Below are 13,094 nucleotides of genomic sequence, written 5' to 3'. Positions count from 1 at the left end.
CCGCCATGCGCCTGCTCACCCATCTGAGGCACGTCGACCTCGCCGTGCCCGACTACGACAAGCAGCTCGACTTCTACTCCGGCGTCTGGGGCCTGACCAAGGTCGCCGAGGACTCGGGCATCTCCTTCCTGGCGGCCGAGGGCTCACCCGAGCAGTACGTCGTCCGGCTCCGCAAGGCCGACGAGAAGCGTCTCGACCTGGTCTCCTACGGCGCCGCGTCCGCGGCCGACGTGGACACCCTCGCCGAACGCCTCCTCGCGGGAGGAGTCCAGCTGATCTCCCGGCCCGGCAAGGTCGACACCCCCGGTGGCGGCTACGGGTTCCGCTTCTTCGACGTCGACGGGCGCACCATCGAGGTCTCCGCCGACGTCGAGGTCCGGCAGCACCGCAGGATCGAGGAGAAGGAGGCCATCCCGGTCAAGCTCTCCCACGTCGTCCTCAACTCCCCGGATCTGAACCGGACCCGGGAGTGGTACGAGCGGCACCTCGGCTTCGCCCTCTCCGACTCGCTCAGCTCACCCCACATGGGCGAGGTCATGCACTTCATGCGGATCAGCAACCAGCACCACTCGATGGCCATCGCCCAGGGCCCGCACACCGCCCTGCACCACGTCTCCTTCGAGATGCGCGGCATCGACGAGTACATGCGCGGCTCCGGGCGGGTCATGCGCGCCGGGTTCAAGAAGATCTGGGGCCCCGGACGGCACATGGCCGGGGACAACACCTTCACCTACTTCCTCGACCCGCACGGCAACACCGTCGAGTACACGACGGAGCTGGAGTGCCTGGACGAGGACACCTGGCACCCGCACGTCTACGACTTCTCGAAGCCCGAGGTCACCGACCAGTGGGGCACCGCCAACGCGATGAACGAACTCGTCGCCAAGGAATCGTTCAACGACGTCGACCGCGGCGTGTTCGTCGCACCGCCGGTCTGATCCGGTCCGATCCCCCGCACACTCCGGGGGCGTGGCGGCCCTGTCAACTGCCCTGACGTTCCACCCCACGCCCCCGGCTCCCTCCTTCCGCCCGGAGCCGCCCCATGCGTTTCGCCGCCTATGAACACCAGCACCGCCGCCGGGTCGCGGTCGTGGAGGACGACGGCACCCTCCTCCCGCTGCCCGGGGTCACCGACCTCACCGCCCTGATCAGGGAGACCGGAGGACTGCCCGGCCTTCTGGAGGCCGGAGCGGCCGCTCTCGACGTGCCGCCCGGACCGCACGTCTCCCAGGTTCGGCTGCTGCCCCCGCTCCAGCCCTCCTCCGTGCGGGACTTCGTCACCTTCGAGGAGCACGTCGAGGGGGTCCGTCGCGCCGTCGAGGGGACCGCCGGCGTTCCCGAGCAGTGGTACGCGGCCCCGACCTTCTACTTCACCAACCCGCACGCGGTCTACGGCCCGGACGACGGCGTCCCCGTGCCCCCGGGGTCGTCGGTGCTCGACTTCGAGCTGGAGGTGGGTGCCGTGATCGGACGGGAGGGCCGCGACCTCACGCCAGCCCAGGCCCGTGACCACATCGTCGGTTACACGGTCTTCAACGACTGGTCCGCCCGTGACCTCCAGGGGGCGGAGATGAAGGTCGGTCTCGGCCCGTGCAAGGGCAAGGACACCGCCACCACCCTGGGGCCGTATCTGGTGACCGCCGACGAGCTGGAGCCGCACCGCGACGCCGACGGCTTCCTGCGGCTCGCCATGAGGGCGGAGGTCAACGGGCAGGTGGTCGGTGAGGACCTGCTGTCCAACATGAGCTGGACGTTCGAGGAGATGACCGCCTACGCCTCGCGCGGCACGCGTGTCGTGCCCGGTGACGTGCTGGGCTCGGGCACCTGCGGCAACGGGGGCTGCCTCGCCGAGCTGTGGGGCAGGGGCGGCGAACAGACTCCGCCGCCCCTGGTCCCGGGCGACACCGTCGCCCTCACCGTCGAGGGGCTCGGCACCCTCACCAGCACCGTGGTCCCCGGTGCGGATCCCGTTCCGCTGCCGGCCGGGCGGCGCCGCACCCGGGAGCGGCCGTGAACGAACCGCACTCCAAGAGGCTGATCGGCAAGGTCGTCGTCGTCACCGGCGCGGCCCGGGGCCAAGGCGCAGCCGAGGCCGCGCACCTCACACGTGAGGGAGCCAGGGTGATCGCCACGGACGTGGTGGAGGCACCCGGCTGCCGGCAGCTGGACGTCACCAGCGAGAAGGACTGGGCGGAACTGGCCCGTGAGCTGCGGGAGTCGTACGGTCACGTGCACGGCCTGGTCAACAACGCGGGCATCACCTGGCGGGCCCGCGTGGGCGACGCCAGGCCGCACGACATGGCACGCGTCCACGCGGTGAACGTCACCGGTCCGCTGCTCGGCATCCAGCACCTGGCACCGCTCATGCAGCCCGGCGCCTCCATAGTCAACGTCGGCTCCTCGGCGGCCCTCACGGGCCACTACCCGGTCGCCTACACCACCAGCAAGTGGGCGCTGCGGGGCCTGTCGAAGACCGCCGCACTCGAACTCGGGCCACGGGGCATCCGTGTGAACACGATCCACCCCGGTTACATCGAGACCGAGATGACTGCCTCGGCAGCGCCGGCCTTCCGCGAGTCCAACATCCGTGAGACACCACTGGGCCGCACCGGGAGCGTCGACGAGGTGACGCCCCTGGTGGTCTTCCTGCTCTCGGGAGAGTCGTCGTTCATCACCGGGGCGGAGATCCCCGTCGACGGCGGTCTTACTTCGCACGGCGGCGTCAAGTCCGTCTCCGACGCCTTGATCCCGTCCGGCCGAGAGGACAGCCACCCATGAACAAGGTCAGCGACAGCGCTGCGGAGGCGGTCGCCGACATCCCCGACGGGGCTTCGCTCGCCGTCGGCGGCTTCGGCCTCAGCGGCGTGCCGGAGGTACTGATCCGCGCCCTGCACGAGCGGAGCACCGCCGGGCTGGAAGTGGTGTCCAACAACTGCGGTGTCGACGGCCGCGGTCTCGGCATCCTGCTCGCCGCCGGGCGGATCGCCCGGGTGACCGGCTCCTACGTCGGCGAGAACAAGGAGTTCGCACGGCAGTACCTCTCCGGCGAGCTGGAGGTGGAGCTGACCCCGCAGGGCACGCTCGCCGAGCGCTTGCGCGCGGGCGGCGCGGGCATCCCCGCCTTCTTCACCCCGGCCGGCGTCGGCACCCAGGTCGCGACCGGCGGACTGCCCTGGCGGTACGCGCCGGACGGTTCCGTCGCCGTGGCGTCGCCACCCAAGGAGACCCGGGACTTCGGGGGCCGTCCCCACGTCCTGGAGCACGGCATCACCACCGACTTCGCCCTGGTCCGGGCCTGGCGCGGCGACCGGCACGGCAATCTGGTCTTCCGCCGTGCCGCGGCCAACTTCAACCCGTTGGCAGCGATGGCCGGGCGCGTCACCGTGGCCGAGGTCGAGGAGCTCGTCGAGCCCGGCGAACTGCCGCCGGACGCGGTGCATCTGCCCGGGATCTACGTCCAGCGGGTCGTGGCGCTGACCGCCGACGAGGCCGCCGACAAGCCGATCGAGCGCCTTTCGCTCTCCGCGTCCCCGGCACCAGGGAAGGCAGACGACTGATGGCCTGGAACCGCGACCAGATGGCCGCCCGCGCCGCCGCCGAACTCACCGACGGCTCCTACGTCAACCTGGGCATCGGCCTGCCCACTCTGATACCTGGCCACCTCCCGCCCGGCGTCCATGTCGTCCTCCACTCCGAGAACGGCATCCTCGGCACCGGCCCCTACCCCACCGAGGCGGAGGTGGACCCCGATCTGATCAACGCCGGCAAGGAGACCGTCACCGTCCTGCCCGGCGCCTCCTTCTTCGACTCGGCGCTCTCCTTCGGCATGATCCGCGGCGGGCACGTGGACACCGCGGTGCTCGGTGCCATGCAGGTCTCCGCCCGCGGTGACCTGGCCAACTGGATGATCCCAGGGAAGATGGTGAAGGGCATGGGCGGGGCCATGGACCTCGTGCACGGCGCCCGCCGCGTCATCGTGCTGATGGAGCACACGGCCAAGGACGGCAGCTCCAAGATCCTCGATGAATGCACCCTCCCGCTCACCGGCGAACGCTGCGTGCAGCGGATCGTCACCGACCTCTGCGTCCTCGACGTCACGGAGGCAGGTCTCGCTCTCGTCGAGACGGCTCCGGGTGTCACCGTGGAGGACATCCTGGCTCGCACCGACGCCACGGTCCACGTGAGCAGCGGCGCAGCCGTGTGCTGAACCCGCGATCCGCAAGACCACCCCTTCCCACCGCGAACATCCCTGTTCAGCAGCACCGTTGACGCGGGGGACCACCGCGCCCGGAATCGTCTCCACGTCATTGGCCGACGTGCAGACGACCCGGATCCGGTCGCGTCTCCGTCACCTCGGTGCCCTCACGCACAGCCTTCTGGAGGCCGCATGCCTGTCACCACTCCCCTCCACATCGCCGTCGTCGGTGGCGGCATCGGCGGTCTGGCCGCCGCGCTGGCGACGGCCCGCTCCGGTCACCGCGTCACCCTCGTGGAGCGCGCCGGACGCTTCGGTGAGATCGGAGCCGGACTGCAACTCGCACCGAACGCATCGCTCGCCCTCGACGAGCTCGGTGTCCTGCCCGCCGTCCGGCACACCGCCGTCGCACCGCCTCGCCTGGTGATGATGGACGCCCTCACGGGTGACCAGGTCACCGCCCTCGATCTGCGGGGCGCCGCCTACACCGAGCGCTTCAAGCACCCCTACCTGGTCACTCACCGCACGGACCTGCACTCCGCGCTGCTGGCCGCCTGCGAGGAACACCCGGGCGTCACGCTTCGCACCGGGCACACCGTCACCCTCGCCGAACAGGACGGCTCCGGTGTCCGTCTGCACTTCGCCGGGGGACAGCGGCCTCTGAGCGCGGACGCGGCCGTCGCCGCCGACGGCCTGCACTCCTCCTTGCGTCAGGCCCTGGTGGGCGACGGCGACCCCGTGTGTTCGCGCTACGTGGCGTTCCGCGGCGCCATTCCGGCCGCGCGGATGACCGGCCGGATGTCCCGGATCGCGGCGTCGGACGCGGTGATGGTCTGGGCGGGACCGCGTATGCACCTGGTGCAGTACCCCCTGCGGCGGGGCGAGTTGTACAACCAGGTCGCCGTCTTCGAGAGCGACCACTACACCCCGGACTCCGACGACTGGGGTACGGAGGCGGAGCTGGAGGAGCGCTTCGCCGGCACCTGCCAGGCCGTACGCGACGCGCTTCCCCTGGTCTCGCGCGACCGGCGCTGGCCCCTGTACGACCGGGCACCCATCGACAGCTGGGTCCACGGCCGGATCGCCCTCCTCGGGGACGCCGCCCACCCGATGCTCCAGTACCTGGCCCAGGGGGCCTGCCAGGCGTTGGAGGACGCGGTCGCCCTCGGGCAGGCACTCGCGGGCGCGAGCGATCCGGCGGATGCCTTCGCGGCGTACGCCGACAGACGTCGTGAGCGGGCGACGCGCGTCCAGACCGACGCCCACCGCTTCGGCGAGATCTGCCATCTGGAGGGCATGGGCGCGACCTTCCGCAACATGGCCCTCTCCTCCCGCGGCCCGGAGGACTTCGACGACATCGCCTGGGTGTGGACTCCCGCCCCGGCCCCCGTCACCGCCCTGTGAACCGGCGGCTGAACCGACAGCGAAGGAGGACCTCGTGACGACCGACGACCCCGCCTACAAGGCCCTGGAAGGGCTGGGCGCCGCCCCTCTGTGGCGCTTCTACGGCAACCTGTTCCCGGCGCAGCCGAGGAGCCGAGCCGTACCGCACCGCTGGAGCTGGCGCGAACTCAGGCCTCACCTGCTCCACTTCGCCGGGACACTCTCGTTGGACGAGGCCGAACGGCGGGTACTGATGCTGGTCAACCCAGGTCTGACCGACCCTCCTGCCACCGTCAACACCCTCTACGCCGGGCTCCAGATCATCCTGCCCGGCGAAACGGCTCAGGCCCACCGGCACACCTCCAACGCCTTCCGCTTCATCCTGGAGGGCGACGGCGCCTGGACCACCGTGAACGGCGAGCGGGTCTTCATGTCGCCCGGCGATCTGCTGCTCACGCCCGGCTGGCACTGGCACGACCACACCCACGAGGGCGACGCGCCGATGATCTGGCTGGACGCGCTGGACTACCCACTGGTCAACGCGCTCGAAGCCGGCTTCTACGAGAAGTACCCCCAGCGCCTCCAGCCCGTCACCCGGCCCGACGACGCGGGCAGCAGGCAGTTCCTGCACGGCCGGCTGAATCCCGTGTGGCTGTCCCAGGACGGCCCCAACTCGCCCGTCACGCGCTACACATGGGCGGAGACCCGGAAGGCCCTCGACTCCGTCGCGGACACCGCCGAGGGCAGTGACGTCGACGGGATCGTCCTGGAGTACACCAACCCCTGGACCGGTGGCCCGGTGATGCCGACGATCGGCTGCCGCGTCCAGCGCCTACGCCCCGGGTTCCAGGGTGCGGGGCGCCGGCACACGGCATCCACCGTCTTCAGTGTCGTGCGCGGAGAGGGCGCCACCATCGTCGACGGCGAACGCCTGGAGTGGTCGGAGAAGGACACGTTCGCCGTGCCCGGATGGGCGTCGTACCGGCATCTCAACTCCTCGTCGACGGACGACGCCGTGCTGTTCTCCTACAGCGACGAACCGGTCATGCGTTCCCTCGGCCTCTATCGCACGGAAAACGCCGATCCCGGCGCCTGATCCTCACCACCGACACACGCAAGGAGGCAGTCATGCGACTGGCCCTGTTCGACAAGGGACGCCTCGGGATCGTGGACGGCGACTCCGTCGTCGACGTGACCGACCAGCTCGCCGGGGGCGAGGCCCCCGGTGCGGCCGGAGCGCTCCACCGGCACATCGAGGACGTCGCCCGCGGCGCGGCCGCCCGTCTCGACCTCGACGGACGCCCCCGGGTCCCGCTCTCCGAGGTGGCCCTGGAGGCTCCCCTCCCGCGACCCGGAAAGATCGTCGGCGCTCCGGTCAACTACCTGGACCACAAGGCCGAGATGGAGTACACGACGTCCGTCGCGGACCTCGGCGTCTTCCTCAAGGCCAACTCGTCCGTCATCGGTCCCGGCCAGGACATCCTGCTGCCCTACAACGACAGACGCACCGACCAGGAAGGCGAGCTGGGCGTCGTCATCGGCCGCACCGCCCGTCATGTCGGCGCGGACGAGGCACTGGACCACGTCTTCGGCTACACCTGCGTGCTGGACATCACCGTCCGCTCCGGTGAGGACCGCTCCACACGGAAGTCGTTCGACACCTTCACCCCGCTCGGGCCGTGGATCGTGACCGCGGACGAGATCCCCGACCCGGACACGCTGGACCTGCGCTGCGACGTCGGCGGAGCCATCCGGCAGCGGACGAACACGGCGGACCTGATCTTCGGTGTCCGCGAGCTGATCGCCTACACGTCCTCCGTGATGACCCTGCACCCGGGCGACGTGATCGCGACCGGCACCCCGGCCGGTGTGGGACCGCTCAGCCACGGTGACCGGGTCGTGCTGGAGATCGAGAAGGTGGGGCGCCTGGAGGTGGGCGTAGACGGCTCCCGGGCCACCGCGTACGACCGCCGGCCCGGCCGCCGTACCGGCTGAACGCACCGCCCGGTGCCGCCGGCATCCTGCGCACGATCGCGTCGACGGATGACGCGGCTCCGGACCGGAAGGCGTAGGGGCCCCGTCAGATCCAGTTGTTCCGCATGGCGTACCAGCCGAGTTGCAGCCGGGAGGTGACCGAGGCCAGGTCCATGAGCGCCCGCACCTTCCGCTGCACCGTGCGAGGTGAGGTGCCCAGCTGCTTGGCGGTCGCCGCGTCTGTGAGGCCGGAGACCATCAGCTGCAGGATCTGCCGGTCGACCGGGGTGAGCTCGGCGACCTCCCGCAGGTAGGGCCGGGCGTGGCGCCAGGCGGCGGCGAACAGCTCGGTCACCAGTACCGTCAGCGGCGGCCGCAGCAGCACGGAACACTCCGGATCGACCTGGACCATGGCGACCTCACCGTCCGCCACCGCCAGTTTGAGCAGCGGGTGGTCGACGACGCGCACCTGCTCCCCGCGCGCCACCCGCTCCTCCAGGGCGGCCACGGCCGCCGGCTCCGCCAGGAAGTCGCGGTCGACGAGCAGCTGGTAGCTGACCTCGGGGGGAGCGCTCCGCCAGGGCGGGCGCTCCTCGTCGGGCTCGGGATCCGGCAGTGACGCCAGGGTGATCGGCACCGGAGTGGTGGTGTTCAGACCGGTCAGGCACGCCTGGAAGGTGCGCCGGGCACCGGTCTCCAGTTCCAGGATGCGGTGGCCCTGCGCCTCCCGGCCGGTGACCGTCTCCACGAGCACCGGGCTGTCGTCCGCCGTCCGCCCCCGGACCAGATCCGCAGCTGCCGATTCGGCGTGCCGCAGCTCGTCGTCCAGCCGCCGGAAGAGGGCGCGCATCAGCACCTCCGGGTCTCCGGCTCCGGCAGGGTTTCGGGGTGCGTGTGCTCGTGCGGTGTCGGTGACGGGGGGCGACGGTCTTCCGAGATCGTGCATGGGTGTCAGCATCGCGTATGTGCCCGTCACCGCCCCGGGCCGCAAAGGCGTGCCCGGCAGGCCGCGAAGTCGCTGTTCGCCGCGCCAGGAAAGGCATCGGAGGCATGCCGGGCAACCCCCCGGACGCTGTTGGCGACATTACGACGTGTCGTCTCCTCGCCACTGTCCCGCCCGGCTCGCCTGGCCCGGTCGGGACGGCGGGACGGCGGGACGCATGTGCGCGGCCCGCCCCGCCGAACGGGTACGCGCGCCTACGTGATCACCGGCGGGAAGCCGGCCGGTACCGTCGTCACCGCGGTGACGGTCTGGGTGGCCCGGTCCATCTGGACGTAGCTCGCCGTGTACTCGACCCCCTCGGGCACGTAGAACTCCAGCTTGTTGGGGTCGGTGGACATCTGGCCGTAGGTGCGGACGTTGAAGGTCACGCCGTACCAGACAGGGGTGTTCGAGGTGTACTGCGCGTGGTGTGTGCACGCCCGCAGCATCCTCTTCAGGGGTTCCTCGAACGAGCGGTTGAAGCTGCCGTTGGTGCTGTTGGTCATGGGCGTCAGGTTCCTCGACTCCCCCGGGCCGCCGAGGTTGTCGTTCCACAGATGGCCCTTGACCCAGCCGCTGCCGTCCCGCTGGTTGAGCTCGTTGACGAGGGTGCACTGGTCGGCCGCCGGCGTGGAACCCGAGTAGGTGTGCTCGGGTGAATTGATGCTGGGGCCCAGGGTGAGGGTGACGCCGGACCCGCCGGTGCGGTCCAGCGGCCCGCCGTTGGGGTTCACGGGTCCGTAGACGGGAGAGGTCCACCGCGGTGCGACCTTGTCCCATGCGGGGAGCGGCGGATTTCCCGAGCCGTCCCGTGTGGTGACGCGCTGCACCCGGATATCGCGGGCGGCCGGAGTCCTGTCCCTCTCGCCGCCCTTCACCGATGGCCTTCGCTGCACCGGCCTGCTCATCGCACGGGTGGCGTTGGCCTCGGCCGCCTTCTCGAAGCGGTCGTCCGGATCGGAGACCCGCAGGCCCGTGCCGTCGTCGGTGCCGGCCACCGGGCCCCGGCGCTGCTGGATGACATGGGTGAGCTCATGGGCGAGGGTGTGCTTGTCGCCCCCGCCCTCGCCGATGACGACATGGCTGCCCGAGGTGTAGGCGCGTGCGCCGACCTCGGCCGCCGACGCCTTCGCGGCGCTCCCGGTGTGCAGGCGTACGTCCGAGAAGTCGGCGCCGAGCCTGCTCTCCATCTCCGTACGGGTGTCCTCGTCCAGTGGTGCTCCGGGGCTCCGGAGGACGGCGTGGACGGACGACCTCTGTACGGCCGGCCCGGCCTGCGGGTGGCCGCAGCCCTCGCCGTGCTCGTGCTCCCGCAGCGGCTCGGGCCGGCCCGTCCTGCGGAGCATCTGGACCACCGAGGCGTTTCCGGCAGCGCGTTGAAGGGCCGCCAGGGTCCCGGGAGACACGTTCCCGGCGACCGCTCCCGCCGGTTCCGAGGTACGGACCGGTGGCCGGCCGGGCTGCTTCTCGTCGGCGTGCTGCGGGTTCTCGCGGGCTCGCATGGATGCCTTCCGGGGGAGACGGACTCGGTCACCTTCCTGAATACGCGGTGAACGTCCGTCACGCCATGTACCGAAGGGCAGTGTGCGATGCCCTGACGGGCCAAGCGGCGCCCGCCGGGGCGGAGCCGGCGCGAGAACCGCAGCCAGGCCGGGCCGGTCAGTTCACATACACCTCGGCGCGGTCGATGCTCACGAACGAGGCCCCTGACTGGGAGTTGTGCTCGCCCGTGACCCTGACCTTCAGGGTGTGCTGCCCGTGGGCGAGCCGGGGGCTGACGTACTGCACCGCCTCGCCCACGCGGATCGAGTTGTGCAGGTCGATCCGCTGCTCGGCCCCGCCGTCCACGCTGACGGCCGCGTAGCCGTTCCCGGTGTCCTTCACGGAGAGCAGGACGATGCGCGTTCCGGTGAAGGTGAAGGTGGCCGAGGCGCCGGTCTGGTCGCTCCAGTGGTCGTCGCTCCAGAAGCACTGTGTGCCGCAGCCCGTACCGGAGTTCCAGGCCCCGCTGTAGGCCAGGGAGCCGGCGCCGCTGGAGCGGCCGTCGTCGTTGATCCAGTAGTTCCCGGATCCGGGGTCACCGGAGGGCAGGTCCTGGGTCGCTCCCATCGCGAGCGGCCGGCCGAAGTCGGGGCTGCCGTCCGCGCGCCAGGTGAACTTCTGGGCGCGGGTGGTGCGGTTGGAGTACGTGTTCACCGACGTCGTCTTGGCGTGGTAGACGATCCAGTCCTCCGTGCCGTCGGGCGACCGGAAGAACGCGTGGTGCCCCGGGCCGAACACGCCCCGGTCGTCCGCGCGTGAGAAGACGGCCCCCTGGTGCTGGCTCCAGTTGCCCGGCACGAGCGGGTCCGCGGTGAGCGGCATCGACATCATCCAGACCTGGTAGTCCGGTTTCCCGGTGTCGCAGGCCGAGTAGGTCATCCAGACCCGGCCGTTGCGGTAGAGGAACTCGGGGCCCTCCCGCACCTCGGGGCAGCCGCCCGCGCCGTTGATGGCGACGGCATTGCCCGACACGGTGTAGGGGTTGGACATGGGCGCGATGTTGAGCCCGTTGTGCTGGTACTGGTTGATCCCGCTGTAGGCGAGGTAGAGACGGCCGTTCAGCTGGAGGATCCCGGCGTCGATGGCGAATTCGTTCGCGTGGTTCGGCGGGGCGAGTTTCGCCTTGAAGTGGTACGGGCCTGCCGGGTCGTCCCGGTCGGACTCCAGTACGTACAGCCGGTGGTGGTCGTCGACGCCGTCGTCCGCCGTGTAGTAGAGGTACCAGCGGTCGCCGAAACGGTAGAACTCCGGGGCCCAGATGTTGCGGTTGCGTGAGGTGTCGGAGTCCGTCCAGACGGTGATCGGGTCGGCGGTGAGCAGGGTTCCCAGGGACGGCGAGCGCCACATCCGGATGCTGTTGCCCTGGGTCGTCGTGAGGTAGTAGTTCCCCTGCCAGTGCGTCATGAAGGGGTCGGGGCCTGTGTTCAGGGGGTTGCGGAACGTACCGGCCGCCGCTGCGGCCGTCCGGGAGGCGTCGGTTGGGGCGGAGGTCGCGGCTCCGGCAGGCTCGGTGCCCGCCGCCAACTGCCCCAGGAGGAGCACGAGGAGAGCGAGAGCGGTCACGAGCATGGTGCGTGCGCGGGTGGATCTGGGGGGACTGGCAGGCACGGGGAGTCCTTTCCGCGGCTCTTCACATCGACTCAGTGTTTACATCGATGTAATGACGGGGCGTCACGCTAGGGACGGTGGACCGTCATGTCAACAGGCAGGCGACGCCGGACTCTTGGCGGATGCCGGACGGTTCCCACGGTCACTGCGCCCCGGGGCCCGCGCGACGACCGCGCGGGCCCCGGGTTCACTGACCGGACATCCGCCCCGTGTCAGCTCCGCTGGAAGAACTCCACCTCGGCCAGGGCCAGATGACGGCCCTCGGTCTGGCCGGCCGGTGAGCGCAGGACGAGGCGGACCGTCCGTACGTCGCTGATCTGGACGGCCACCGTCTGCGGGCCCGGCTTGTCGCTGAGGGAGATCTCCCTGCGCTCCGTCCCGCCGTCCTCCGTCGTCACCTCCATGTCCATCCGCAGCGCGCGCCCCTGCCGGGCGTACTCCTGCGGCTTCCCGGAGGCGCCGTTGGTGATGATCAGGTCGACCAGGCGGAAGGACTTCCCGAAGGTGTACGTCACCGAGGCGCCCGCCGACGGTGCGCCCCAGTAGCGGTTGCTCAGCCCGTCCGTGGTGCCGGTCGCCGGGTGCCGGGGTATCTCGGCGCTCGCCTCGGTGTTCACCGGGGTCACCGGCTTCGCCTTGCCCAGCTTGTCCCGGGTGTCCTCGATCAGCGCGCGTCCTGCGGGGAGCAGCAGGAACCCGCCCGCGCAGAGGGCCAGCACGACGACGAGTACGACGAGGAAGCGCCACAGCCGGCCCGAACTCGCCCTGACCTTGCGGCGGAACGGCCAGACAGTCCGCCACCAGGGCAGGGCCTCCGGATCGGCGGTGGGCCGCAGCTCCGCCGCGCACCGCCGGCAGAAGCGGCGGCCCGGCTGGTTGGGGGTACCGCAGGCGGGACACGGCGTCCCCGACACCTCGTCCGCCGGGGCGGTGGGACGTACGACGGGCCTGGGCGCCACCGCCTTCGCCGGGAGCACGGGCACCGGGTCCTGGACGGGCGGCTCCTCGGGGGCCGGAGGCCGGGGCGCGGGCGACGGGGCGGGACGGATCGGCGGGGGTGGCGGGGCGGGCGCGGGCGACGGGGTGGCGGGGGTGCTCACCGGGCCTGCTGCCGGATCCGGCGGTGCCGCCTCCTCCGCGAATACGGAAGGCCCGGTGCCGGGGGCGGTCGCCGTTGCCGGGCCGGGGGCCGTCGTGGTGCCGGCCGAGTCGTCCGGGCGCTCCCGGTCCGCCGTCTCAGGCCCGGACCCGGCGGTGGCCGGGGGCGCGCCCCCACCGGGCGCCGGGGCGCCGGGGGCCTCGGGCTCGCGGGTGCCGGACCCCTCCGACCAGCCCAGGTACGCACCGCAGTTGCCGCAGAAGTCGTCCCCGGGGCCGTTGGACGCCCCGCAGGCGGGACATGCGCGCATG

The 13,094-nt window shown here is 71.2% G+C and carries 12 protein-coding genes; 8 read left to right on the top strand and 4 right to left on the bottom strand.

The window, feature by feature from the left end:
- Positions 1-5 precede the first annotated feature (5 nt).
- From ACGFNN_RS30055 to ACGFNN_RS30020, 8 genes are all read left to right on the top strand, one after another.
- Positions 6-938 (top strand): VOC family protein, encoded by a 933-nt coding sequence (locus ACGFNN_RS30055; protein WP_362674499.1) that lies wholly within the window; start codon positions 6-8, stop codon positions 936-938.
- Positions 939-1,042: 104 nt separating this feature from the next.
- Complete coding sequence (locus tag ACGFNN_RS30050) at positions 1,043-2,014, top strand: fumarylacetoacetate hydrolase family protein (protein WP_393560608.1); 972 nt, start codon at positions 1,043-1,045, stop codon at positions 2,012-2,014.
- The gene (locus ACGFNN_RS30045; protein WP_393560606.1) at positions 2,011-2,778 is read left to right on the top strand and encodes an SDR family NAD(P)-dependent oxidoreductase; all 768 of its coding nucleotides are present in this window, start codon (positions 2,011-2,013) and stop codon (positions 2,776-2,778) included. Before ACGFNN_RS30050 ends, ACGFNN_RS30045 begins: the two co-directional genes overlap by 4 nt.
- Complete coding sequence (locus ACGFNN_RS30040; RefSeq protein ID WP_393560605.1) at positions 2,775-3,557, top strand: CoA transferase subunit A; 783 nt, start codon at positions 2,775-2,777, stop codon at positions 3,555-3,557. Before ACGFNN_RS30045 ends, ACGFNN_RS30040 begins: the two co-directional genes overlap by 4 nt.
- The gene (locus ACGFNN_RS30035) at positions 3,557-4,207 is read left to right on the top strand and encodes a CoA transferase subunit B (protein ID WP_393560603.1); all 651 of its coding nucleotides are present in this window, start codon (positions 3,557-3,559) and stop codon (positions 4,205-4,207) included. Before ACGFNN_RS30040 ends, ACGFNN_RS30035 begins: the two co-directional genes overlap by 1 nt.
- A gap of 180 nt (positions 4,208-4,387) precedes the next feature.
- Positions 4,388-5,599 (top strand): FAD-dependent monooxygenase, encoded by a 1,212-nt coding sequence (locus ACGFNN_RS30030; protein ID WP_393560602.1) that lies wholly within the window; start codon positions 4,388-4,390, stop codon positions 5,597-5,599.
- A gap of 34 nt (positions 5,600-5,633) precedes the next feature.
- Positions 5,634-6,674, top strand: a complete 1,041-nt coding sequence (locus tag ACGFNN_RS30025; protein WP_393560600.1) for a cupin domain-containing protein — start codon at positions 5,634-5,636, stop codon at positions 6,672-6,674.
- Positions 6,675-6,706: 32 nt separating this feature from the next.
- Positions 6,707-7,573 carry a fumarylacetoacetate hydrolase family protein gene (locus ACGFNN_RS30020; protein ID WP_393560598.1) on the top strand — a complete coding sequence of 289 codons (867 nt, stop codon included), beginning with the start codon at positions 6,707-6,709 and terminating at the stop codon, positions 7,571-7,573.
- A gap of 85 nt (positions 7,574-7,658) precedes the next feature.
- Here the strand turns inward: ACGFNN_RS30020 and ACGFNN_RS30015 are convergent, their stop codons facing one another.
- The 4 genes from ACGFNN_RS30015 to ACGFNN_RS30000 all read right to left on the bottom strand — a co-directional run bounded on the left by ACGFNN_RS30015 (position 7,659) and on the right by ACGFNN_RS30000 (position 13,093).
- Positions 7,659-8,402, bottom strand: a complete 744-nt coding sequence (locus ACGFNN_RS30015) for a LuxR C-terminal-related transcriptional regulator (RefSeq protein WP_393560596.1) — start codon at positions 8,400-8,402, stop codon at positions 7,659-7,661.
- A 347-nt stretch (positions 8,403-8,749) separates the two neighbouring features.
- Positions 8,750-10,036 carry a DUF4157 domain-containing protein gene (locus ACGFNN_RS30010; protein WP_393560594.1) on the bottom strand — a complete coding sequence of 429 codons (1,287 nt, stop codon included), beginning with the start codon at positions 10,034-10,036 and terminating at the stop codon, positions 8,750-8,752.
- Positions 10,037-10,193: 157 nt separating this feature from the next.
- A complete protein-coding gene (locus ACGFNN_RS30005) occupies positions 10,194-11,645 on the bottom strand; it encodes a family 43 glycosylhydrolase (RefSeq protein ID WP_393560850.1) in 1,452 nt (483 codons plus the stop codon).
- 251 nt (positions 11,646-11,896) lie between these two features.
- Positions 11,897-13,093, bottom strand: a complete 1,197-nt coding sequence (locus tag ACGFNN_RS30000) for an NADase-type glycan-binding domain-containing protein (protein WP_393560592.1) — start codon at positions 13,091-13,093, stop codon at positions 11,897-11,899.
- Position 13,094: the final 1 nt, after the last annotated feature.

It is taken from the genome of Streptomyces sp. NPDC048590, from assembly GCF_043199535.1.
In the GTDB taxonomy this organism is placed as follows: Bacteria; Actinomycetota; Actinomycetes; order Streptomycetales; family Streptomycetaceae; genus Streptomyces.
The sequence above is the reverse complement of the archived record's forward strand: the minus strand, read 5'-3'. Positions and strand labels throughout refer to the sequence as shown.